Origin of the sequence: Caldovatus aquaticus, from assembly GCF_019458025.1 — a bacterium.
GTDB lineage: Bacteria > Pseudomonadota > Alphaproteobacteria > Acetobacterales > Acetobacteraceae > Caldovatus > Caldovatus aquaticus.
The window spans coordinates 130,797-149,477 of the sequence record NZ_JAHZUY010000003.1 but is presented as its reverse complement, the minus strand read 5'-3'; the positions used below and the strand labels follow the sequence as shown (position 1 = coordinate 149,477).

The following is an 18,681-nucleotide window of genomic DNA, read 5'->3' as shown; positions in this document are numbered from 1 at the left end:
GGGATCAGCCTCCGCCGCCGAGCAGGCGGGCGACGAGGGCGTCGAGCCGGGCGGCGATGCCGTCCGCGGCAAGGGCGGCGCGGATGGCGCGGCGCTGGCCGGTGAAGTGCGCGGCTTCGTCCAGTGCGACGCGGGCGGCGACGCGCTCCGCCCGCTCGGCCGCGGCGGCGAGATCGCGGTGCAGCGGGAGGGCGCTGTCGTAGAGGGGAATGGGGAGTTCCCAGACCAGGTTGTCGAAGTGCCGCGCGCCGCCCTCGCCGCGCGGTTGCAGATGCGCGACCTCGGCGCGGGTGGTTTCGCTGTTCAGGATCGCGGCCAGGTAACGCGCCTCGCTCATGTTGCGCGCCGGAGCCCAGTAGGCCGCGTGCTCCACGATCGTGGTCCGGTCGTCCAGAATCGCCGCGGCGGGCAGGATGCCCGACGCGGCGTAAACGACCCGCAGCGGCGCCGGCCGTGCCTGCTGTGAAAGCCCGCGCTGGTGATCCAGCCGTTCGGTGAGCGTCATCCGCAACCGCCCGTCAGGGCGCCGCTTCGCGTGCGCGGCCCATTTCGCCTCGATGTCGCGCAGCCAGGCGGCGAGGTGGCGGTAGCCGGCGTTGGCGGCGGCGCGCGCATCGAGGATCGTGCCGTCCTCCTCCATCGGGATCACCCCCAGCACCTCGCGCGGCAGCAGCCGGAACGGCGCGATGCCCTCGCCGAGCAGCACCGGGCGCTGGAATCCGATCTCCACCGGCCCGCTCGGCGGCGCCACCGCGTTCCAGGGGTGCTTGTCGAGCGCGCCGGTCCGCCCCGTCACCCGCGGCGCGGCGCGGTTCACGCCGAGCCGCCCGCCGGTCTCGCGCGTGACCAGGAAGAATCGCCGCGGCACGATCGTCGCGCCCTGCCTGAATCGCGCCCGGTAGGGCGAGTTCGCGGTCAGCGTCCGCAGCTCCGGCCACCGCTCGCGCCGCCAGCGCAGCGCCCGCTCCGCCTGCGCCGCCGTCGCGTCGCGCGCGGGCAGGTCGCCGACGGCCCGCCATATCCGGTCGGGCGGCGGCCCCTGCGCGTCGCGCCGGCCGATCAGCACGCAGGCCGGCACCGGGAACAGCGGCGAGACGTCCTGGTTGTCGAGGCTCCACGCCTCCTCGATCCGCACATGCACGTCGCGCAGGTCGCCGGCGCGCAGCCCGGCGAAGACCGGCCCGGTCAGCGCCGAGCGCGGCATGACGAAGGCGATGGTCCCGCCCCGCTTCAGGTAGCGCTGCGCGCAGCGCGCCCAGAACAGCGCCGCGAGGTCCTGGTTCGTCGCCAGCGCGCCGCCGACCCACAGGTTCATCCGCTCCAGCGCCTCCTTCACCCGCGGCTTCATCTCCGCCGAGAGGTGCCGGTAGGCGACCCAGGGCGGATTGCCGATCACCACCTCCGCCCGCTGGTCCGGGCGCGCGAGCCAGAGCGGCCGCGCCAGGTTGCGCAGCACGAAGGGCCAGATCGCGTCCCGCCCCTCGCGGTAGAGGGCCAGCACCTGCGCGTAGGTGGCGGCCATCGCCTTCGCGTCTTCCGGCGCGACGCCGGGGATGCGGGCGAGGCGCCGCGCCATGGCCGCCTCCTCCACGCCCTCCGCCAGCCCGTCGGCCAGTTCGCGCACGCCGCGGTCGTAGAGCGCGGGGTCGCGCGCCAGGCCCTCCGGCACGCGCAGCGGGCGGCCCTCCGGCACGCTCACCTCCATGTAGGTCGCGCCGACCGCCTGCTGGCGCGCCCACTGCATGGAATCGCCGAGGAACACCGGCACGTGCAGGTCGCCCTCGCGCCGCGCCACGTCCTCGCCGAGCGCGAGCAGCCAGGTCACGCGGGCGATGATCACCGCGACGGGATGCACGTCCACGCCGCGCACCTGCTCCTCGCACGCCTTGAGCGCCCGCGCCGGCGTCCAGCCGGCCTCCCGCGCCGCCGCGCGCAGCCGGCGGATGGCGTGGAACAGGAAGGTGCCGGAGCCGCAGGCCGGATCGAGCACGCGGCTCTCGAGCGGCCGTTCGATCGCCCGTGCGACGAGGCGCGCCGCGAGCCAGTCGGGCGTGTAGTACTCGCCGAGGCCGTGGCGGTCGCGCCGGTCGATCAGGCTCTCGTAGAGCGCCTTGAGCACGTCCACCTCGGCGCGCGGCAGGTCGAAGCGCGCGGTCTGGCGGGCGAGGCGCAGCACCAGGTCGCGCCCCTCCGCCTCCTCCAGCACCCAGTCGAAGAAGTCGCTCTCGACGGCGCCGTGGATGCCGTCCGCGCGCAGCGCCGCGCCGGAGAGGATGTCGGCGGCGTCGAGCCGCTCGATGTCGAGGGCGAGGACGCGCGTCGCCATCGTCTTGGTGACGATGGTGAGGTAGGTGTGCTGGAGGAACAGCGAATCGTCGCCGGTTTCGGCGCCATAGACCACGCGCAGCAGACCGTCCCAGAGCTGGCGCTTCAGCCGCACCTCCGGATGGTCCTTGAGGCGCGCCCAGAGCGCCTCGAGCCGCCCCATGGCGCGGCCGAAGGCGAGGCTCTCGCGCCCCAGCTCGCGGCGGACCGTGAGCGGGTCGGGCGGCAGCGCCGTGCGGTCGGAGACGGCGGATTCGAGCCAGGCGAGGAGGGCGGCGCCGTCCTCGGGCCGGGTGCGGTGGCGGCCGATCTCGGCGAGCGCGCCGTCGCGCAACTCGAAGGCGACGAACTCGGCGCCGTCGGTGGCGATGCCGACGTAGCTGCGGCGCTGCCGGGCCTCGCACTCCGCGAGGTAGTCCGGCAGGCGCGCCTGCACGTCCGGCATCTCGCGCCGCAGGTCCCTCTTGAACTCGAAGACGGTGGCGCCGAACAGCATGTCGGCGCGGCCCTGCACGGCCTCCAGCCGGACCTCGTGCTCGATCTCGCGATAGGCGACGCCGAGGCCGTTGGCGAGGATCTCCTGCACCAGGGCCGCGACATTGTTGTGCCCCGGCCGGCGGGCGAGCTCGGCGACGATTTCCGGCAGACGCCGCTGGCGCCAGGATTCGGGCATGGAACAAGGATGGCGTCGCGCCGGCGTGATCGGCAAGCCTGCCCGCGCCGCCCGGGACCGGCTAGGATGCCGCCATGCACGGAACGCGACTCGGCCGCCAGGGCGACCTGTTCGCCCCCCAGCCCGACCTCTTCGACCAGGCCGGAGGCGGCGCCGCCCCGCCGCCGCGGGGCGAGGAGGAGGCGCCGCCGGAATTCGTTGCGCGCCTGCGCGCCGAGCTGCACGCCACCCTCGCCCGCGTGCAGGCGGCGGAGCGGCTGCCCTTCCGCGACCTGACCCGGGCGGCGCTGGCGGAGATGCGGTTCCACTCGATCAGCCGCACCTGGCTGCCGCCCGGGGAGGCGGAGGCCTTGCGCGCGGCCTTCGAGAAGGAGATGGCGCGGCTCTACGAGGCCGAGGACGCCGCGGCGGAGGCGGCGGCGCAGCGCCCCGCCCCCGCCCCGCCGCGCTGAGCCCCTTCCCGCCCCGCTACTGCGCCCGTGCCCCGATGCGGCGCACCAGCGCGCCGTAGCGTTCGCGCTCCCGCCGGATGCGCTCGGCGAAGGCCGCGCCGGCCTCGAAGGCCGGCGTCAGGCCCATCGGTTCCATCGCCCGCGCCACCTCGGGCGCGGCGAGCGCCCGCTCGACCGCGGCGGTGAGGCGGGCGAGGATCGGCTGCGGCAGCCCCGCCGGCGCGGCGAGGCCGAACCAGGGGATCGCCTCGGCGCGCTCGAGCCCCAGCTCGCGCAGGGTCGGCACGTCGGGAAGCTGCGGGTTGCGCGCCGGCGCGTTGGTGGCGAGCGCGATCAGTTGCCCCTCGCGGATCGCCGGGATGGCGACGGGGTCGAACAGGAGCTGCACGCGGTTGGCGAGCAGGTCGGTGAGCGAGGGCGCCGAGCCGCGATAGGGCACGTGCTCGATGCGGATGCCGGTGGCGTCGGCGAACAGCTCGCCGGAAAGCTGGGTGATGGTACCGTTGCCCGCCGAACCGAAGCGGAGCTGGCCCGGATGCGCCTTGGCGTAGGCGATCAGGCCGGCGACGTCGCGGAAGGGCACCGAAGGGTGCGCGGCGACGATGCCGTAGGCGACGCTCACCATCGCCACCGGCGTGAAGGCGGTGGCCGGGTCGTAGGGCAGCGTCATGATGTGCGGGCTGATGGTCATGATCGCGGTCGGGAACAGCAGCAGCGTGTAGCCGTCCGGCGCGGCCCGCGCGACCGCCGCGGCGCCGATGCTGCCGCCGGCGCCGGCGCGGTTCTCCACCACCACCGACTGGCCGAGCAGCTCACTCAGCTTCTGCGCCAGCGGCCGCGCCGAGAGGTCGGTGGTGCCGCCCGGCGGATAGGGGGCGATCAGGGTGATGGTCCGCGTCGGCCAGTTCTGCTCCTGCGCGCGCACGGCGGCGGGGCGCAGCCCGCCGGCGAGCGCGCCGGCGGCCAGGGCGGCGAGGGCGCGGCGCGGGACAGGCGTGGTGTGCATGGGGACGGCCTCCCTTCCCTGCTTGTGTGTTTTCTGAATGCTAGCACGCCCGGGAGGGCGGCGGCGACGGCCTGCCGCCCCGCAGGCACGCCCGCCGCCCGCTACCAGGCGAGGTCGAGCAGGTGGCGCACCACCGCCGCACTGGCGATCGGCCGCGGATTGGCCGGGATGTAGCGGTCGTGCATGGACTCCGCGGCGATGCGGTCGAGCAGCGCCGCCGGCACGCCGAGATCGCGCAGCCGCCGCGGCAGGCCGAGCCCGGCGATCAGCTCCGCCACCGCATCGCCCGCCGCCATGCCGGGGCGGCCCAGCGCCTCGCTCACCAGCGCTTGGCGCGGCGCGTTGACCGGGGCGTTGAAGCGCAGCACGTGCGGCAGCATGACGCAGGAGGTGTAGCCGTGCGGCACGCCGGCGGTGCCGCCGAGCACGTGGCCGATGCCGTGGCTCGCCCCCTTCCTCACGCCCGCCTGGGCGCCGGCCATCGAGAGCCAGGCGCCGAGCTGGCAGTCGAGCCGCGCCGCGAGGTCGGCGGGGTTCGCGCGCACCGCCGGCAGGCCGCGCGCGAGCAGCCGCAGCGCGTGCAGTGCGGCGGCGTCGGAGAGGGGCTGGGCATCGGGGGAGCAGAGGTCCTCCACCGCATGGTCCACCGCGCGGATGCCGCTGGAGAGGAACAGCCACTCCGGCGTGTGCACCGTCGCTTCCGGGTCGAGGATGACGACGCGCGGCATCATCGTCGGGTGGGCGAAGCTCTGCTTCACCTGGCGCGAGGGGTCGGTGCAGCCGGCGAGGGCGGAGAACTCGCCGGCGGAGAGCGTGGTCGGGATGGCGACGATGGGCAGCGGCGCCGGCTCCGCGGGCGGGCGGATCGGCGTGCCGTCCGGGCCGAGGCGGGCGGCGAAGGCGTCGAGCTGCGCCGGCTCGGTCACGCCGTTGCCGAGGCAGAGGCCGACCATCTTCGCCCCGTCGGTCACCGAGCCGCCGCCGAGGGTGGCGATCAGATCCGCCCGCGCCGCCCGCGCCGCGTTGGCGGCGGCGACCACGTCGGGGCGCGGCGAGTGCGCGCCCATGTGCGTCCACACGCCGGCAAGCCGTCCCCCGAGGGCCGCCTCGGCGCGGCGCAACAGGTCGGTTTCGCGCGCCAGCGTGCCGCTCGCCATCAGGAACACGGCGCGGGCGCCGAGGCGCGCGGCCTCCTCCGCCAGCGCCGCGGCGAAGGGGCGGCCGTAGATGACGCGCTCCATCGGCGGGTAACGGTAGGTTCCGGCCTGCATCGTCCCGAGCCCTCCCTGCGCGGCGCACGGGGCGAGGCTACGCGGACGCGCGCCGGTTGTCACACGCGCGCCGGAGGGAGCCGGGACGAGCGGCGCCGCGCGCTACTCCGCCGGGTCGCGCCCACCCGCGACGCGCTCGTAGTGGCGGTAGTACTTGTCGGTGACCAGGTCGGTCTTCACCACGACGCAGACATCGGTGGTGTTGAACTGGTGATCGAGCACCGCCCCGTCGCCGACGAACCCGCCGAGGCGCAGATAGCCCTTGATCAGCGGCGGCAGCGCGTTCAGCGCGGCGCGCGCGTCGAGCGCGGCCGGGTCGAGCCGGCGCATCTCGACGTAGCGCTCGGGCAGGGCGCGGGGGCGCAGCGCCTCGGGCGCCAGGTGGTTGGCGTGCAGATAGGTGAGCTGCGCGGCCAGCGCGTCGAGGTCGGTGCCCGGCAGCGACGCGCAGCCGAACATCAGGTCGATGCGGTGCCGGAACACGTACGCCGCGATCCCGCGCCAGAGCAGCTGCAGCGCCGCGCGCGTGCGGTAGGTGGCATCCACGCAGGAGCGGCCGAGCTCGAGGATGTTGCCGGGATAGGCCTCGAGCCGCGAGATGTCGTACTCGGAGGAGGAATAGAAGCGGCCGATCCGCGCCGCGGCCGGGCGGCGGATCAGGCGGTAGGTGCCGACCACGCCCTCCGCGCCCGGACCGCGGTCGTGGTCCACGACGAGCAGGTGATCGGCGACCGCGTCGAACTCGTCGCGATCGCGCCGCGTGGCGGCGGTCGTGGCGTCGGGGCGCGCGCCGCACTCCTCGTAGAAGACGCGGTACCGCAGGGCGAGGGCGGCATCCAGCTCGGCGGCGGTCTCGGCGATGCGCACGCCGAGATTGCCCGCCCGCAGCTCGCCGAAGCCGGACGAGGCGGCGAGGGACGCGTCTTCGCCGGCGTCGCCGGGCGCGCGCGGGCCGGGAGGCGGCGCGAGGGGCCGGGTCATGGGGTGCGGCCCCGGCCCGCCCGGGCCGGACGGCCTTCCCGCGCCGCGGACCGCGCCGCGCCGTCCGCCGGGGGCGGCGCGGCCTCCGGCCGCGCGTCGGCGCCCTCGGCCGGCGGCGAGGCGGCGTCGGCGCGCCGGCGGCCGAACAGCTGCACCCGGTCGCCGACCAGCTCGAAGCCGAGCCGCGCGGCGATCTCCCGCGCCAGCGCCGTGTGCGCGGCAGCCTCGAACTCGATCACCCGGCCGGTGTCTATGTCGATCAGGTGATGGTGGTGGCCGTGCTCGGTCGGTTCGTAGCGCGCGCGGCCGCCGCCGAAGTCGCGCCGCTCGAGAATGCCGACCTCCTCGAGCAGCCGCACGGTGCGATAGACGGTGGCGATCGAGATCCGCGCGTCGCGCGCCCGTGCGCGGCGATAGAGCTCCTCGACGTCCGGGTGGTCGGTGGCCTCGGACAGCACCTGCGCGATCACCCGCCGCTGTCCCGTCATCTTCAGTCCTCGCTCGACGCAGAGACGTTCGATGCGGGACGCTTCGGTCCGGGGCGGGCCGGAGGCCGCGCCGCGCGCGGCGCGCGCCGGAGTCGCGGCAGGCTTCGGGGGCTCAGGGCGGGTGTCCATGCCGGTGCCGGGTGGTCTCTCCTGGCGCGCCGGTGGCGGCTTCGGCGAGCGCGGCCGACGGGACTGCCGGCGCGCCGCCCTCCAGCCGCCTGGCGAGCGAACGCCGACCATAGACGCCCGCCGTGCGGAGGGCCACCGGCGGTGCCCTTCCGCGAGGCCGGGTCGCGGCCGGGCTCGCGCACCCCGCCGCCCGCGCGGCCAGGTTCAGGCCGAGGGCGCGGCCGCGGCGGACGCCTTGCCTCGCCCGCCGCGGCCGGCCGGGCGGCCCGGAGCGGTCCGCGGCTTGGTGCCGAGCCCGATCTTCTTGGCCAGGGCGGAGCGGTGCTTGGCGTAGTTCGGCGCCACCATCGGGTAGTCGGGCGGCAGGCCCCAGCGCTCGCGATACTGTTCCGGTGTCATATTGTAGGCGGTTTTCAGATGCCGCTTGAGCATCTTCAGCTTCTTGCCGTCCTCGAGGCAGATCAGGTAGTCGGGCGTGACCGACTTCTTGATCGGCACCGCGGGCTGCGGCCGTTCCGGCTGCTGCGGTTGCGGCTGCCCGATGCTGGACAGGGTCCGGTAGACCTCCTGGATCAGGTTGGGCAGATCCGCGAGCGCCACCGAATTGTTGGAGACATGGGCCGCGACGATCTCCGCCGTCAGTCCAAGAAGGTCAGCCTTGGGGCCGGTGTCAGACATGGTCGAATCCTCTTCGCCTCCCTCTATGGCGCACCATATGCACGGACGCAGATTTTCCGCAACGGCAGGCCGGTCATGAATTGCGAGATTTCGCCGGGATTGAAACCCGAAGAAGAGGCGGCCGATCGCCGGCTCGACATCACCGGAGAGACTTGTCCGATGACCTTCGTGCGCACCCGGCTGGAGCTGGACCGGATGCAACCGGGGCAGTTGCTCCTGGTCCTGCTGCGCGGCGCCGAGCCGCGCGAGAACGTGCCCCGCGCCGCCGCCGAACAGGGCCATCGCGTGCTCGCGCTCCGCGACGGCGAGGACGGCATCACCCGGCTGCTGATCCGCAAGGCAGGCTGAGGCCGAGCACCAGCGCGTCGCTGCCGTCGGCGTAGTAGCGCGGGCGCCGGCCGCGCCCGGTGAAGCCCGCGGCGGCGTAGAGGGCGCGCGCCGCGGCATTGGCCTCCGAGACCTCGAGGAACAGGGTGCGCGCGCCGCGCGCCGCCGCGACCGTCGCGGCTCCGCGCAGCAGCGCCGTGCCGATGCCCGCGCCGCGCCGTTCGGGCAGGACGGCGAGGGTCAGGATCTCGGCCTCCTCCGCCGCGACCCGCGCGAGCACGAAGCCGGCCGGTCCCCCCCCTTCCGCGCCGCCCGGCACCCGCGCCCACAGCGCGAAGGTTCCGGGCAGGCCGAGCATGGTCGCCAGGGCGTCGCGGCCCCAGGACTGGCCGGGCGGAAAGGCGCGGCGATGCAGCTCCGCGAGCAGCGGCGCCGCCTCGGCGCCGACCGCGACCAGCTCGGCGGCCGCCGCGCGCCGGACCGCAGCGCCTTCCCTCGCGATCCCGCTCATGCCGCGGGCGCCGGCGGCGAAGGCTGCGGCGTCCGCACCGCGGGCGGCTCGCCGTAGAGCGGCTCCTCCGCCGCGCGGGGCGGCAGGAGGCCGGCGAGCCGGAGCAGCGCGACCCGGCCCACCGCCACCGCATCCGGCAGCCGCGCCCCGGTCAGCAGGGCGTCGGCGCCGCGCGCCAGCAGCCGCGCCGCGACGGCGGGCGCGGCATCGCCGGCGACCGCGACCGGGCCCGGGGGATGCGGCAGGTCCTGCTCGGCGAACGGCGCCGGCGGCCCCTCCGGCAGCGCCGCGCCGGGCGCGAAGTGCTCCAGCATGATCCGGCCGCGCCGGGTGTCGAGCGCAGCCCAGACGGCGCGGCCGCGGCGTTCCTCCTCGCTCAGCGCCGCGACCAGCGCCTCGCCTGTGGTCACGCCGATCACCGGCAGCCCGCCGGCGCCGAAGGCGATGCCCTGCGCGAGCGCGAGCGCCGCGCGCAGGCCGGTGAACCCGCCCGGGCCGATGCCGACCGCCACGGCCGCCAGGCGCGGCGCCGTCAGCCCCGCCTCCTCCAGCACCCGCGCGGCGAAGACCGGCAGCAGCGTGGCGTGGCCGCGCTCGGCCGCCTCGGCGGCCGCGGCCAGCACCCTCCCGCTGCGGTCCAGGACCGCGGCCGAACAGCGGGCGAGCGAACCGTCGAGGGCGAGGATGGGCATGGCTGTTCCCGTTCGGCGAGAGATGATAGGGCGCCGGCGCCGCGGGCGTCATCCGGGGGTGCCGCCGCCCGCCGGCGCCGCGACCAGGGGACCCGATGCCGCTTCAACGCCTGACCGAGGCCGAGGATGGCCTCGTGCTCGATCTCCGCTACGCGACCGCGGACAACCTGACGGGACGGCCGATCTACCGCCGTCCCGTCGCGATGCTGGTACCGGAGGCACGGGCGCGGCTGGCCCGGGCGCGCGACCTCGCCGCCGCGCTCGGCCTGCGTCTCGTGCTGTTCGATGCCTTCCGTCCGCTCGAGGCGCAATGGGCCCTCTGGAATGCGGTGGGCGACAAGAGCTTCGTCGCCGATCCGCGCCGCGGCGGCGTGCATCCGCGCGGCGTCGCCGTGGACCTGACGCTGGCCGAGGCGGCGACCGGCCGGCGCCTGCCGATGGGCACCGACTTCGACGCCCTCACGCCCGCCTCGGCGCACGGCTCGCTCGACGTGCCGGCGGAGGCGCAGCGCAACCGCGCGCTGCTGCTCGGCATCATGACGGCGGCCGGCTGGGACAACTACCTGCGGGAGTGGTGGCATTACCAGCTGTTCGAGCCGCGGCGCTACCCGGCGCACTGGGCGAGCGCAGTGCCGGACGGGCCGATGTGAGCGCCGCCCGCCGCGCGGCCGCGGCGCGCTGGAGCCCGGCGGCACGCTACGCCGCCGCGGACGCCCGCCGCCCGTCCCCCGCCTCCGTCAGGTGCACCCCCTGCTGCCGCAGCGCCGCCTGCAGCTCGGCCACGTCCACCCGGCGCGGCGGCACGCCGCGCGCCGCCGCGATCGCCGCGGCGGCGCCGGCCGCCTGGCCGGTCAGCCAGCACTGCGGGATCTCGCGCAGGAAGGAGTGCGAGGTCGCATCGCAGGAGAGGTGCCGCCCCGGCGCGAGCAGCCCGTCGAGCGAGGCCGGCACCAGCGCGCCGTAGGGCACGCTCACATTGGGAAATTTCGGCGACAGCGACGGCGAGACGCCGATCTCGTCCGCCGCCACCCGTCCGTCCCACCATTCGCGCGTCACGCTCGCCACTCCCTTCAGCCGCCGCGCGTGGCGCACGCCGAGCTGCGGCGCCGAGAGCAGAAGATAGGCGCCTTCGAAACCCGGGCAGTGGGCGCGGTAGAAGCGGAGATGCTCCACCATAAGGCGGCGGCTGCGCACCTCCACCTCGGAGAGGTCCTCGACGTCGAGCGCCGAGAAGCCGGCGAGCCGCGGGCCCAGGAACAGCGCCACGTCGTCGCGCCAGGAGACGAAGGCCTTGTCCATCAGCCCGATCTCCTCCCTGCCGCGGCGCATGAACTCCGCGAACTCGGCCGGCGATTCGGCGCGCCAGCGCAGGTAGCGCGGCATGTCCACGCCGCCGAACAGCCAGGCGGTGTTCATGCAGTGGTGGATGTCGCGCTCGTCTATGTCGTCGGCGAAGGCGGCGCCGGCGCGCGCGAACAGGTCGCCGTCGCCGGTGGCGTCCACCGTCACCCGGGCGAGCACGGCGCGGCGGCCCTGCTTGCTTTCGAAGATCGCACCCCCCACCGCGCCGTCCTCGCCGATCACCGGCTGCGCGCCCCAGGCGTGGAAGATGGGATGCGCGCCGGATTCGCGGACGAGGTCGAGGCTCGCCGCCTTCAGCCACTCCGGATCGCAGGTCGGCGAATGCGTCACGATGCCGTGGAAGGCGGCGGTGCGGAGCTGCCACCAGGCGGCGGTGGCGGCGTCGCGCGCGCCCCAGGCCTCGCGCGGCGGGCCGGCGACCGCCTCCTGCGGCAGCCGGGCCAGCAGCTCCTCGGCGAAGCCGCGGATCACCAGCCGCCCGTCCCAGTCCGTCATCCGGTCGATCCAGATGACGAGGCCGCCGGTCGAGAGCCCGCCGAGATGGTTGTAGCGCTCGAGCAGGATGGTGCGCGCGCCGAGCCGGGCGGCCGCGACCGCCGCCGCCGTGCCGGCCGGGCCGCCGCCCACCACCAGCACGTCGCACTCGGCGTGCACGGGGATCTCGCGCGCCGGCTCGGCGATGCTGCGCCCGCCATGCGCGGGGCGGGCGCGGCGGCCGGCCGCGGCGGTCTCCACCCGGAACACCTCGGAGCGGAAGAACAGGCGCCCGCCCTCGGCGGCGCCGGAAGGCGAGCCGCCGGTTGCGGCCGGGGGATCGTCCTGGGTCGGCATGCGGGGCGAACCCTCCTCCTGGATCGGCGCCGGCAGGGACGGGGCGGCGCCGCACGGCCCGTCGTTGCACGGCATCGCGCCTTGCGCGACAAGTGCGAGCGGTGCCCGCTCCGGCCAGGACCGCGCCGCTCCAGACGCGGCGTCTTCGGCCGGGGGACCGTCAGCGAAGGGAAGGATCATCGCATGGCCTGGCTCTGGAAGAACACCCTGCTCGCCGCCGCACTCTCCGCGATCGCCGCGCTGGTCCTGCTGGCGCTGGATCAGGGCACCCTCGCCTCCTTCGCCCTCATGCTGCTCGGCATGTTCCTCATGATGCAGGCCGAGATCGGCCGCGCCGAGACCTGAACCCCGCCGGCGCGCGATCGCGTCGTCCTCCCCGTCGCGCCGGCCCGCCGCGCGGAGCACGCCAGGGACCGCTTTCGCATGCCGGACGACGACGCCCGCGGCACGCCACGGCCATCGGAAGCCACCGTCCGCATCCGGATCTGGGACGGCTGGGTGCGCCTCTGCCACTGGGCGCTCGCCGCGCTCGTCGCCTTTTCCTACGGGACTGCGAGGACCGGGCGGATGGACTGGCACCTGGTCTCGGGCCACGCGATCCTGGCGCTGGTGCTGTTCCGCATCGCCTGGGGCTTCGTCGGCTCGGAGACCGCGCGCTTCGGGACCTTCCTCCGCTCGCCGTCCGCCGCGCTGCGCCATCTCGCGCGCCTGCCGCGGCGGGAGCCGGACACCGGGATCGGCCACAACCCGGCCGGCGGCTGGATGGTGGTGGCGATGCTCGCGCTGCTGCTCGCCCAGGCGGCCACCGGCCTGTTCGCCGACGACGAGATCCTGACGCGCGGGCCGCTGGCGCAATTCGTCTCCGAGCGATGGGTGCACCGCATGACGGGGCTGCACCAGCGCCTCGTCAATGTCCTGCTCGCGGCCGTCGCGCTCCATCTGCTGGCGGTGATCGCCTATGCGGTGCTCAAGCGCCAGGACCTGGTGCGCCCGATGCTGACCGGGGCGAAGACGCTGCCGGCCGAGGCGCCGGCGGCGCAGTGCCCCCCGCGCCTCGGCTCTCCGGCCCTCGGCGCGGCGCTGCTCGGCGCCGCGGCGGCGGTGTCCTGGCTGCTCTGGCGCCTCGGCTGAGGCGCGGGCGGACGCTCAGCTCCGCGGCCGGCGGAAGGAGTCGTGGCAGGCCGTGCAGGCCGCGCCGACGGCCTGGAGCTGGCGCCCGGTGGCCGCGGCGTCGCCCGAGGCCGCCGCCGCCTTGAGCTTTTCGAGCTCGGGCAGCATCGCGGCGGCGCGCTGCTCGAAGAGCGGACGGTTGGACCAGACCTCGGGCCGCGCCCAGGTCTCGGCGCCCGTGTCGGAGCCGGGCGGGAAGCGCTCGTGCAGCGTGCGGTAGTACGCCAGCATCTCGTCCACCTGCGAGGCCAGCGGGCGGACTTCGCCGCGGGCCTGCAGGGTGTCGCGGAACCGCCGCAGGATCGCGTTCATCTGCCGGAACCCCTCCTGGCGTTCCCGGATCACGGCGGCGGCGCCGCCCGATTGCGCCTGGACCGCGGGCGCCGAAGCCAGCGTCGCCGCGGCGGCGACGGCGGCGCCCGCAACCGCGAGCATCCCGATCGTCGTCCTGGTCATGGTCCTTGTCCGATCCTTCTCCCCCGAGGAGGCGCGCCCGGCAACCGGCGTGGGCCGCCTGCGCGCGCCGTGCCCGCGCCGACGGCTTCCGCGCGGCGCGTGCCGAGCCGATTCCCGCTTCCGGCCGTGTCCCGCCGTGCGCGATCGGCTCGCGGGCCGCCCCCGGGCGATTGTGCCCTATCCGGCCGCGCCTGGCAGCGCCTTCGGCGGCGCGTCCGTCGCGCTGGCCCTCGGCCGGGAACGCCCCTGCCACGCCCAGGCCGGAGGCGGAGGCCCCGCGGCCCGACCGGCCCCCCGTCCGCGCGCCTCAGCGCGTGACGGCGAGCAGCGCCGCGCGCACCGCCGACACTGCGCGGCTCCCGTCGCGGACCGCGGCCGGGCTGGCGATGGCAGCCTCCATCATGGCGAGACGCGGGGGCGCCGGCCCGGCGGGCGCGGCATCGCCGGGCGCCGGCGCCGCCGCGGTGTGCGGCAGCGACGGGGCCGGGGCGACGATCTCCCGCGCCGGGCCGCGTGGCGGCGACGGCGGCGCGGCGCCGACGGGAATGTCGCCCGGCCCTTCGGCATTCGCTGCCGTCCCGGCGCGCAGGGGGAACGCGCGCTCGCGCTGCGGCGGCACCGGATGCGTCTCCGGCGGCGCCTCGGCGCGGCCGGGCGGCAGGAGATCCTCGGCCTCCGCGCCATCGCCGCCGCCGGCGCCGCCATACAACCCGAGCACGCGGCGCACGGCCTCCGGTTTCTGGAAGATCGGCGTCGCCCGCAGCTCGGCCAGGAGCTGCCGCCCCTCCATCCGCAACAGGGACAGGAGATCGCCGGACATACCACCCCCCCGGGCAGCGGCGGTGCAACAGTAAAACGCGGTCCGAACGTCTCGCAACGATCCGGTATTGCGGCGACGCCATAGTGTGCCTTTCAAGACACAGTTGCCCGCGTCCCGGATTGGCCGGGACTGCGCATGTGCGGCCTTCCCTCCCGGCCGCCCTGCCGCGGAGCGGGCGCCGGATACGCGGGCCGCGCAATTCGCGGTAGGATGCCCCCATGCATGATTGCCTGCAGGACACGGTGCGCCGGCACCTCGTACGCTTCCTCCGCATCCGCTTGGCGCGTCGCGTCGTCCTGGACGGCAGGGAGCTGGTCGCGCTCGCCGAGACCGCGGCCGCGCCGGCCGGCGAGGGCGACGTCTTCTGCACCGACAGCAACGCCAAGGCGGCCGAATTGCTGTCCCATCCGGCGTTGTGGAACGAGGACCCGGACCTCGCGGCGGGCCTCTTCGATTTCCTCCTCGCCATGGGCGGGCAGGATTGCCCCGGAGCGGCCGCGCCGCTGCTGCCGCGCCGCCTGATCGCGCGACCGCCGGCACCCGGCGCCGGCGTCCCGCCCGCCGCGCGCATCGAGATCCTGTCCGACGATCCGCGCGACTTCGCCATCCGCACGCCGATGCACGACTACGCCGGCGACCTCTCGCGCGGGCTGGTGGTGCAGTCCGTGCGCTCCGCCGGGCCCGGCGCGCCGATGCTCCGCCACACCGGCAATCTCTTCGAGGTGACCCACCAGGGCCGCTATCACTGCGTCGACGTCGAGGACGCGATCACCGCCTTCGGCCTCGAGCGGACCGCGACGGGCGGCGTGCGCCTCCATCACGCCGGGCCGGTCCGCGTCCCGGGGAAGGAGCCGGCCGACGCGCCGGTCCAGCTCGGCACGCTGCGCTACGAATACGCGATCGAGCCCGAGCATCCGGCCCTCCTGCGCCTCACCGTGTCCTTCACGCCGGAGCCTGGCGTGGCCGGCGCGATCTCCCGCCTGCGCCTGACCACCGCGTGCGACGAGCTCAGCCCGACGGAGAGCCAGGCCTTCGGCGCCATCCTCGTCGACCCGCCCGCCTCCGCCGGCATCACGCCGGGCCGCTTCGCCGGCCTGCCGCCGGGCACGACCACGGTGCTCGAAGGAGGCGGCGCAGCGGCGCTCATCGCCCTGGTGCAGGAAGGCCGTCCGCCGGGCTTCGGCCATGGCGTCTATCTCCGCCCGCGCGATCCGGACCGCATGGTCAGCCTGACCGCGACGGTGCGGAGCGTCGGGCTGCACTGGCTGCTCACGCGCTACGGCGCGGACTCGCTGCAGGAGCAGGAGAGCCTTGTCGTGTGCGAGGACCGGCTGCTGGTCGGCGGCGGGCTGCACGACGACGCGGCGGCGCGCGGCGCACTGATGGCGCGCGCCGAAGCCGGCCCGCCGGGCCTCGATCTCAGCCTTTGCCTCGACCAGGGCGCGGTGCTGAACGCGGTGGCGACGCACCTGCTGCTGGCTGCCGGCGGGCATTACGTCCGGCCGCCGCCGCCGGAGCGCCTGGACCGGCTGCGCGCGTGGTGCGAGCGCCGGATCGAGGCCTATTTCGACGCGCTCGCGCCGGAGCGACCGGACGCGCCCCGGCGGGTCTATGCGCGGGAGCTCGCCTTCGTCGCCCTGGCGCTGGACTGTCTCTGGCGCCTCGGCGGCGAGGCGCGCCATCGCCGCCGCCTGGGCCAGGCGGTGGACCTCCTGCTCGGCCTGCTGCGCGACGCGCACGGCGACGATCCCGGGGCGCCGCCCGAGGCAGCCTTCCGCGACGCATGGTCCGGTGTCGCCTATCTCGACTGCCACGCCGCCGCGATGCTGGCGCTCGCGCGGGTCGCGCTGCACCGCGACGACCCGCGCCTGGGGCCGGCGCTGCGCCGGGCGCTCGGTGCCCTCCGACTCGCCACCGGCGAGATCGCCGAGGATGGGCGGGGCGTGGTGTTCGACAGCCTGGCGGTGCGCTGCTGGGATCCGGAGCGCGGCACCTGGACGACCGACATCGCGGCCTGGAGCTACAAGCTCGCCCTCCTGCTGCGGGCGCTGCGCGCGATGCAGGCGGCGCTGGCGGCCGGAGCGATCGAGCTCGCGGCCGAGGAAGCCGCGCGCCTCCGCTTCCTCGCCACGCTCTGCCTCGACCTGCTGCGCGACCGGATCGGGCTGGCGGAGGATGCGCTGGAGGTGCGCCTCGGGCCGCGCTCCGGCGCCGCCAATGTGGAGGCGCAGGCCTGGACCGTCCTCGCGCTGATGCCGACCGACGCGCCGATCGCGCGCACTGCGCCGGGGCTGCCGGCGGAGGGGGAGACGGAGCGGCGCGCGGCGCTGGCCGACGCCGCGGACTGAGGCGCCCCCGCGCGTGCGTGCCGCGATGGCCGCGCCACCGGTCTCGTCCGCCGCTGCCCGGTGCGCCGCCGCGCGCCGCCCGCGCGCGCGGGCGCCTGCCCTGCGGCGGGCCATGGCGGCGCTGCCCCTGCTCGTCGCCGTCCGCTGCGCGGCGCCGCCGCCCGAGCCGCCCCTCTCCTATCCGCCCTCGGTGCGGGAGCGGATGCTGCGCATCGCGGTCGAGGAGTGGATCGAATGGGGCCGCCAGCGGGCCGATCCGGCGGCCCCGCGCGAGGCCGCCGGGACCGCCTCCGGCGGCGCGGCCGAGCCCGGCCTCGAGTCGGAGCCCATGCATTTCCCCCGTCTCGTCGCCTACTGGCGGGCCGTGCCGGACGACGAAGGCGCGGTCGCCCGCAACCGCGCCCTCTACCGCGCCGCCCTTGCGGCATCTCCGGGCGCGAGCGCGCCGCCGCCTGGCGCCGGGCCGGCGCGGCTCTGGTCCGAGCCGCCCTGGTCCGCCGCCTTCATCAGCTACGTGATGCGCGCCGCCGGGGTGGACCGGCGCGAGTTCCCGCCCTCCGCGGCCCACTCCGCCTACATGGACGCGCTGATCGCCGACGCCGAGGCCTTTCCCGCGCTCGCCCCCTTCGCGCCGCACGCGCCCGACGCCTACGCCCCCCAGGCGGGCGACCTGGTCTGCGCCGACCGCTCCGCCGCGCCGCTCCACCACTGGCGCGACCGCATCGCCGAGCGCGGCCGCTTCCGGCCGATGCATTGCGACATCGTGGTGCGCGCCGGCCTCGGCGCGGTGGAGGCGATCGGCGGCAATGTGCGCGACGCCGTGACGCTCTCCCGCTTCCCAACCGACGCGCGGGGCGTTCTACTGCCGCTGCCGCCCGGGGCGCCGGCGTGGTTCGCCGTGTTCGAGAACCGGCTGGGCCGCCTGCCGCCCTGGGGTTCCGATACCCCGATCGCCGCCCGCGCCCAGCCGGGGCGCGCGCGCGTCCTGCCGACAGGGAGTCCCGCCTCGTGACGACCGATCTGTTCTCGCCGCTGACGCTGCGCGGCGTCACCTTCCCCAACCGCATCGGCATCTCGCCGATGTGCCAGTATTGCTGCGGCCCCGACGGGAAGCCGACCGAGTGGCACTTCGCGCACCTGGTCTCGCGCGCCCAGGGCGGCGCCGGCCTCGTCTGCGTCGAGGCGACGGCGGTGACGCCGGAGGGCCGCATCTCCCCGGGCGACGTCGGGCTGTGGGAGGACGGCCAGATCGCAGCGCATGCCCGCCTCGCCGCGGCGATCGCCGCGCTCGGGGCGGTGCCGGGCATCCAGCTCGCGCACGCCGGGCGCAAGGGCGGCCGCTACGCGCCGTGGGAGGAAGGGCGCGACAAGCGCAACCAGTGGACCGCGCTCGGGCCGAGCGCCCTCGCCTTCGACTACTTCGACCCGCCGCGCGCCATGACCGAGGCCGAGATCGAGGGCGTGATCGCGGCCTTCGCCGCCGCGGCGCGGCGCGCGGTCGCCGCGGGCTACCGCTATGTCGAGGTGCACGCGGCGCACGGCTACCTGCTGCACAGCTTCTGCTCGCCGCTCTCCAACGCGCGCACCGACCGCTGGGGCGGCGACTTCGAGGGGCGCACGCGGATCGTGCGGGAGGTGGCGCGCGCCGTGCGCGCCGCCCTGCCGCAGGAAGCGGCGCTCGGCGTGCGCGTCTCGCACACCGACTGGGTCGCGGGCGGCTGGGACACGCCCGAGACGGTCGAGCTTGCGGGGCTGCTGAAGCGCGAGGGGGTGGACCTGATCGACGTCTCCTCGGGCGGCCTGTCGCCCGAGCAGCGGATACCGCTCGGCCCGGGCTACCAGGTGCCGGGCGCGGAGGCGGTGCGGCGCGGCGCCGGCATCCCGGTCGCCGCGGTGGGGATGATCACCGAGCCGGAGCAGGCGCAGGCGATCCTCGCCGAGGGCAAGGCCGACCTGATCCTGCTGGCGCGCGCGGTGCTGCGCGACCCATACTGGCCGCTGCGCGCGGCGGCGGCGCTCGGGCGTATGGAGGCGCTGCGCACGCCGCCGCAATACGACCGCGGCTGGAACGCGCTGGGCCGGACGAGGATCGACCGCGCGATCGCCCGGCCGATGCGGCCGCTCGGCTGAGGGCGGGCCGCGCCGCCGCAGGGCCGGCGGC

At 76.1% G+C, this 18,681-nt stretch carries 19 protein-coding genes; 8 read left to right on the top strand and 11 right to left on the bottom strand.

The features are described 5' to 3' along the window. Nucleotides 1-4: 4 nt before the first annotated feature. Nucleotides 5-2,998, bottom strand: a complete 2,994-nt coding sequence (locus K1J50_RS02675; protein WP_220115881.1) for an N-6 DNA methylase — start codon at nt 2,996-2,998, stop codon at nt 5-7. Between the two features lie 74 nt (nt 2,999-3,072). Between K1J50_RS02675 and K1J50_RS02670 the strand changes: the two genes are divergently transcribed. After that, nucleotides 3,073-3,450 carry a hypothetical protein gene (locus K1J50_RS02670; protein WP_220115880.1) on the top strand — a complete coding sequence of 126 codons (378 nt, stop codon included), beginning with the start codon at nt 3,073-3,075 and terminating at the stop codon, nt 3,448-3,450. A 16-nt stretch (nt 3,451-3,466) separates the two neighbouring features. Here K1J50_RS02670 and K1J50_RS02665 read toward each other — a convergent pair whose 3' ends face one another. The 5 genes from K1J50_RS02665 to K1J50_RS02645 all read right to left on the bottom strand — a co-directional run bounded on the left by K1J50_RS02665 (nt 3,467) and on the right by K1J50_RS02645 (nt 8,003). Further along, nucleotides 3,467-4,456, bottom strand: coding sequence for a Bug family tripartite tricarboxylate transporter substrate binding protein (locus K1J50_RS02665; RefSeq protein ID WP_220115879.1), 990 nt, complete (start codon nt 4,454-4,456; stop codon nt 3,467-3,469). A 101-nt stretch (nt 4,457-4,557) separates the two neighbouring features. Continuing rightward, nucleotides 4,558-5,727, bottom strand: a complete 1,170-nt coding sequence (locus K1J50_RS02660; RefSeq protein ID WP_220115878.1) for an iron-containing alcohol dehydrogenase — start codon at nt 5,725-5,727, stop codon at nt 4,558-4,560. Between the two features lie 102 nt (nt 5,728-5,829). Continuing rightward, nucleotides 5,830-6,708, bottom strand: a complete 879-nt coding sequence (locus tag K1J50_RS02655) for a GNAT family N-acetyltransferase (protein WP_220115877.1) — start codon at nt 6,706-6,708, stop codon at nt 5,830-5,832. Further along, nucleotides 6,705-7,196, bottom strand: coding sequence for a Fur family transcriptional regulator (locus tag K1J50_RS02650; protein WP_408869357.1), 492 nt, complete (start codon nt 7,194-7,196; stop codon nt 6,705-6,707). The genes K1J50_RS02655 and K1J50_RS02650 overlap by 4 nt, the downstream gene beginning before the upstream one ends. A 333-nt stretch (nt 7,197-7,529) precedes the next feature. After that, on the bottom strand, nt 7,530-8,003 hold the full coding sequence (locus tag K1J50_RS02645; RefSeq protein WP_220115875.1) for a MucR family transcriptional regulator: 474 nt from the start codon (nt 8,001-8,003) through the stop codon (nt 7,530-7,532). Between the two features lie 75 nt (nt 8,004-8,078). Between K1J50_RS02645 and K1J50_RS02640 the strand changes: the two genes are divergently transcribed. Then, nucleotides 8,079-8,351: a sulfurtransferase TusA family protein gene (locus K1J50_RS02640; RefSeq protein WP_220115874.1), complete on the top strand. Its 273-nt coding sequence runs from the start codon at nt 8,079-8,081 to the stop codon at nt 8,349-8,351. On the opposite strand, the gene K1J50_RS02635 is transcribed toward K1J50_RS02640, so the two are convergent. Both K1J50_RS02635 and tsaB read right to left on the bottom strand, forming a co-directional pair. After that, on the bottom strand, nt 8,320-8,841 hold the full coding sequence (locus K1J50_RS02635) for a GNAT family N-acetyltransferase (RefSeq protein ID WP_220115873.1): 522 nt from the start codon (nt 8,839-8,841) through the stop codon (nt 8,320-8,322). The two genes, K1J50_RS02640 and K1J50_RS02635, sit on opposite strands and share 32 nt — an antisense overlap. Further along, entirely contained in the window at nt 8,838-9,533 is a 696-nt protein-coding gene (gene tsaB / locus K1J50_RS02630; RefSeq protein WP_220115872.1) for a tRNA (adenosine(37)-N6)-threonylcarbamoyltransferase complex dimerization subunit type 1 TsaB, read from the bottom strand. The genes K1J50_RS02635 and tsaB overlap by 4 nt, the downstream gene beginning before the upstream one ends. 95 nt (nt 9,534-9,628) lie before the next feature. On the opposite strand from tsaB, the gene ddpX reads away from it, so the two are divergent. Then, nucleotides 9,629-10,183, top strand: coding sequence for a D-alanyl-D-alanine dipeptidase (gene ddpX, locus K1J50_RS02625; protein ID WP_220115871.1), 555 nt, complete (start codon nt 9,629-9,631; stop codon nt 10,181-10,183). A gap of 46 nt (nt 10,184-10,229) precedes the next feature. Here the strand turns inward: ddpX and K1J50_RS02620 are convergent, their stop codons facing one another. Next, entirely contained in the window at nt 10,230-11,726 is a 1,497-nt protein-coding gene (locus K1J50_RS02620) for an FAD-dependent oxidoreductase (RefSeq protein WP_220115870.1), read from the bottom strand. A gap of 183 nt (nt 11,727-11,909) precedes the next feature. On the opposite strand from K1J50_RS02620, the gene K1J50_RS02615 reads away from it, so the two are divergent. Both K1J50_RS02615 and K1J50_RS02610 read left to right on the top strand, forming a co-directional pair. Continuing rightward, nucleotides 11,910-12,071 carry a hypothetical protein gene (locus K1J50_RS02615; protein ID WP_220115869.1) on the top strand — a complete coding sequence of 54 codons (162 nt, stop codon included), beginning with the start codon at nt 11,910-11,912 and terminating at the stop codon, nt 12,069-12,071. 78 nt (nt 12,072-12,149) lie between these two features. Beyond that, nucleotides 12,150-12,857: a cytochrome b/b6 domain-containing protein gene (locus K1J50_RS02610; RefSeq protein ID WP_220115868.1), complete on the top strand. Its 708-nt coding sequence runs from the start codon at nt 12,150-12,152 to the stop codon at nt 12,855-12,857. Between the two features lie 15 nt (nt 12,858-12,872). On the opposite strand, the gene K1J50_RS02605 is transcribed toward K1J50_RS02610, so the two are convergent. Then, complete coding sequence (locus K1J50_RS02605; protein WP_220115867.1) at nt 12,873-13,352, bottom strand: c-type cytochrome; 480 nt, start codon at nt 13,350-13,352, stop codon at nt 12,873-12,875. Between the two features lie 307 nt (nt 13,353-13,659). Continuing rightward, on the bottom strand, nt 13,660-14,172 hold the full coding sequence (locus K1J50_RS02600) for a hypothetical protein (RefSeq protein WP_220115866.1): 513 nt from the start codon (nt 14,170-14,172) through the stop codon (nt 13,660-13,662). Nucleotides 14,173-14,390: 218 nt separating this feature from the next. Here K1J50_RS02600 and K1J50_RS02595 point away from each other — a divergent pair, with 218 nt between their 5' ends. The 3 genes from K1J50_RS02595 (at nt 14,391) to K1J50_RS02585 (ending at nt 18,650) form a co-directional block, all read left to right on the top strand. Beyond that, a complete protein-coding gene (locus K1J50_RS02595) occupies nt 14,391-16,520 on the top strand; it encodes a hypothetical protein (RefSeq protein WP_220115865.1) in 2,130 nt (709 codons plus the stop codon). 112 nt (nt 16,521-16,632) lie between these two features. Then, complete coding sequence (locus tag K1J50_RS02590) at nt 16,633-17,532, top strand: DUF2272 domain-containing protein (RefSeq protein ID WP_255574843.1); 900 nt, start codon at nt 16,633-16,635, stop codon at nt 17,530-17,532. Further along, complete coding sequence (locus K1J50_RS02585) at nt 17,529-18,650, top strand: NADH:flavin oxidoreductase/NADH oxidase (RefSeq protein WP_220115864.1); 1,122 nt, start codon at nt 17,529-17,531, stop codon at nt 18,648-18,650. The genes K1J50_RS02590 and K1J50_RS02585 overlap by 4 nt, the downstream gene beginning before the upstream one ends. Nucleotides 18,651-18,681 lie beyond the last annotated feature (31 nt).

Coding starts and splice junctions, on each gene's coding strand:
- K1J50_RS02675 (WP_220115881.1), bottom strand. CDS start 2,998: ATGCCCGAATCCTGGCGCCAGCGGCGTCTGCCGGAAATCGTCGCCGAG.
- K1J50_RS02670 (WP_220115880.1), top strand. CDS start 3,073: ATGCACGGAACGCGACTCGGCCGCCAGGGCGACCTGTTCGCCCCCCAG.
- K1J50_RS02665 (WP_220115879.1), bottom strand. CDS start 4,456: ATGCACACCACGCCTGTCCCGCGCCGCGCCCTCGCCGCCCTGGCCGCC.
- K1J50_RS02660 (WP_220115878.1), bottom strand. CDS start 5,727: ATGCAGGCCGGAACCTACCGTTACCCGCCGATGGAGCGCGTCATCTAC.
- K1J50_RS02655 (WP_220115877.1), bottom strand. CDS start 6,708: ATGACCCGGCCCCTCGCGCCGCCTCCCGGCCCGCGCGCGCCCGGCGAC.
- K1J50_RS02650 (WP_408869357.1), bottom strand. CDS start 7,196: ATGACGGGACAGCGGCGGGTGATCGCGCAGGTGCTGTCCGAGGCCACC.
- K1J50_RS02645 (WP_220115875.1), bottom strand. CDS start 8,003: ATGTCTGACACCGGCCCCAAGGCTGACCTTCTTGGACTGACGGCGGAG.
- K1J50_RS02640 (WP_220115874.1), top strand. CDS start 8,079: ATGAATTGCGAGATTTCGCCGGGATTGAAACCCGAAGAAGAGGCGGCC.
- K1J50_RS02635 (WP_220115873.1), bottom strand. CDS start 8,841: ATGAGCGGGATCGCGAGGGAAGGCGCTGCGGTCCGGCGCGCGGCGGCC.
- tsaB (WP_220115872.1), bottom strand. CDS start 9,533: ATGCCCATCCTCGCCCTCGACGGTTCGCTCGCCCGCTGTTCGGCCGCG.
- ddpX (WP_220115871.1), top strand. CDS start 9,629: ATGCCGCTTCAACGCCTGACCGAGGCCGAGGATGGCCTCGTGCTCGAT.
- K1J50_RS02620 (WP_220115870.1), bottom strand. CDS start 11,726: ATGCCGACCCAGGACGATCCCCCGGCCGCAACCGGCGGCTCGCCTTCC.
- K1J50_RS02615 (WP_220115869.1), top strand. CDS start 11,910: ATGGCCTGGCTCTGGAAGAACACCCTGCTCGCCGCCGCACTCTCCGCG.
- K1J50_RS02610 (WP_220115868.1), top strand. CDS start 12,150: ATGCCGGACGACGACGCCCGCGGCACGCCACGGCCATCGGAAGCCACC.
- K1J50_RS02605 (WP_220115867.1), bottom strand. CDS start 13,352: ATGACCAGGACGACGATCGGGATGCTCGCGGTTGCGGGCGCCGCCGTC.
- K1J50_RS02600 (WP_220115866.1), bottom strand. CDS start 14,172: ATGTCCGGCGATCTCCTGTCCCTGTTGCGGATGGAGGGGCGGCAGCTC.
- K1J50_RS02595 (WP_220115865.1), top strand. CDS start 14,391: ATGCATGATTGCCTGCAGGACACGGTGCGCCGGCACCTCGTACGCTTC.
- K1J50_RS02590 (WP_255574843.1), top strand. CDS start 16,633: ATGGCGGCGCTGCCCCTGCTCGTCGCCGTCCGCTGCGCGGCGCCGCCG.